Below are 1,741 nucleotides of genomic sequence, written 5' to 3'. Positions count from 1 at the left end.
TCCCCGGCGCGACGAGGTCGACGCCGGTGGCGGCGGTCGCAGCCTCGCGGGCGGCGAAGGCGTCGGTCTCTCCGGCGAGTTCGAGCCAGTACACGCCGACGGCTCCGCGCGGCGACGGGAATAGCGTGGCGGTTCCGACCAGCCACCTTTTTACGGCGTTCGGGCGAGAACGTAGGTAATGACGGCCGATCCGAAGGAGACGATCACCGTAGAGAACGTCGTTGCCTCCACAGGAATCGGACAGGAGCTCGATCTCCAGAGCGTCGCGATGGACCTCGAAGGCGCGGACTACGACCCCGAGCAGTTCCCCGGCCTCGTCTACCGTACCACGGACCCGAAGTCGGCCGCCCTGATCTTCCGGTCGGGGAAGATCGTCTGTACCGGCGCGAACTCGATCGAGGCGGTCCACGGGAGCCTCGACATCGTCTTCGATGCGCTCCGCGCCCTCAATATCCCGATCGAGGACCCGGAGATAACCGTCCAGAACATCGTCACGTCGGCCGACCTCGGGAAGAGCCTGAACCTGAACGCGATCGCGATCGGTCTCGGCTTGGAACACATCGAGTACGAGCCGGAGCAGTTCCCCGGCCTCGTCTATCGGCTCGACGAGCCGGAGGTCGTCGCCCTCCTGTTCGGCAGCGGCAAGGTGGTCGTCACGGGCGGCACCAGTCCCGCCGACGCCGAGGCCGCCGTCGACGTGATCGTCGAGGAGCTGAACGGACTGGGGCTGTTAGACTAAAGCGTCGACACCGCGCGATCAAAACGACGGCACCGCGGACGCGTTCCGCGGGCACTTTTACCCCTCGTCCCGTAGGTCGCCCATGCTCTTACAGACGGTGACGCCGGTCTCCGTACTCGGGACGACCGTCCTGTTGGCGCTGTTCCTCTCGGTGACCGCACATGTCGCGGCCCGGAACGTCCTCGGCGACGTCGACCCGCGCCGCGCCCTCTACGTCGGCCCGCTTCCGGCGGTGATCAGCGTCGTTGGAAACGCGTTCGACGCTCCGGCCGCGCTCATCGTCCTCGGCGCGCTCCTCGTCGACGGGACGATGTTCTGGTGGAGCTACGAGGAGCCGCGGCGGGTCGTGGCCGCGATGACGCTCATCCACGCCGTGGTCACGACGCTGCTCGCCGGCGTCCTGATCCTGATCTCCGTCCTGCTCGCGTCCATGCCGGGATAGGGCCGCCGAGAGAAGCGCTCGCCGGGCGGCTCACGGGACGGCGGTGGCCCGTCTTAGGGCGACGGCGGCGGCCCGTCGTAGGCGTCGTGGTCCTGATAGAAGTTGAGCATCGCGAACTTTAGCTTCTCGGGGTCGATATCGAGGAGCTCCTCGCGTTCCTCCGGCGGGAACGCGGAGCGGACCGAGTACTTCCCCATGTCGGCGGTCGTGTAGCGACGGTCCGCGAGGATGCGGACGCCGAAGTCCTCCGGACCGCGGATCACCCGCCCGAGCGCCTGTCGGGTCTTGCGTATCGTCGGGATCTCGACCGCGTACAGCCACCCCGGATCGCGGGCGCGGTCGCGGTCGGAGAACGCCCGGTTGTAGGCGTCTTGAACCGCTTCGGTGCGGTCCGAGAGGTGCGGGTACGGGACGCCGACCACGACGACCGTGCGGGCGTCGTCGCCGTCGAAGCTCACCCCCTCGCCGAGCGTCCCCCACAGCGACGTGAACAGCGCGGCCCCGTCGTCCGCGACGAACTCGCTGCGGAGCCGCTCTTCGTCCTCCCCGGGACCGTCGAG

3 protein-coding genes are annotated in these 1,741 nt (G+C 68.4%); 2 read left to right on the top strand and 1 reads right to left on the bottom strand.

Annotated features, from left to right (window positions below):
- Positions 1-178 precede the first annotated feature (178 nt).
- Together BN903_RS14890 and BN903_RS14885 are read left to right on the top strand one after the other, a co-directional pair.
- Positions 179-739: a TATA-box-binding protein gene (locus BN903_RS14890; protein WP_048078475.1), complete on the top strand. Its 561-nt coding sequence runs from the start codon at positions 179-181 to the stop codon at positions 737-739.
- An 82-nt stretch (positions 740-821) separates the two neighbouring features.
- Positions 822-1,181, top strand: a complete 360-nt coding sequence (locus BN903_RS14885; protein ID WP_048078474.1) for a hypothetical protein — start codon at positions 822-824, stop codon at positions 1,179-1,181.
- A gap of 53 nt (positions 1,182-1,234) precedes the next feature.
- Here BN903_RS14885 and BN903_RS14880 read toward each other — a convergent pair.
- Positions 1,235-1,741 (bottom strand): helicase C-terminal domain-containing protein (locus BN903_RS14880; protein WP_048078473.1); only part of this gene is annotated, 507 nt, incomplete at its 5' end.

It is taken from the genome of Halorubrum sp. AJ67 (genome assembly GCF_000513435.1).
The sequence above is the reverse complement of the archived record's forward strand: the minus strand, read 5'-3'. Positions and strand labels throughout refer to the sequence as shown.

What these genes read in the sequence shown, in the direction of transcription:
- BN903_RS14890 (WP_048078475.1), top strand. Translation starts at nt 179, where the DNA reads ATGACGGCCGATCCGAAGGAGACGATCACCGTAGAGAACGTCGTTGCC.
- BN903_RS14885 (WP_048078474.1), top strand. Translation starts at nt 822, where the DNA reads ATGCTCTTACAGACGGTGACGCCGGTCTCCGTACTCGGGACGACCGTC.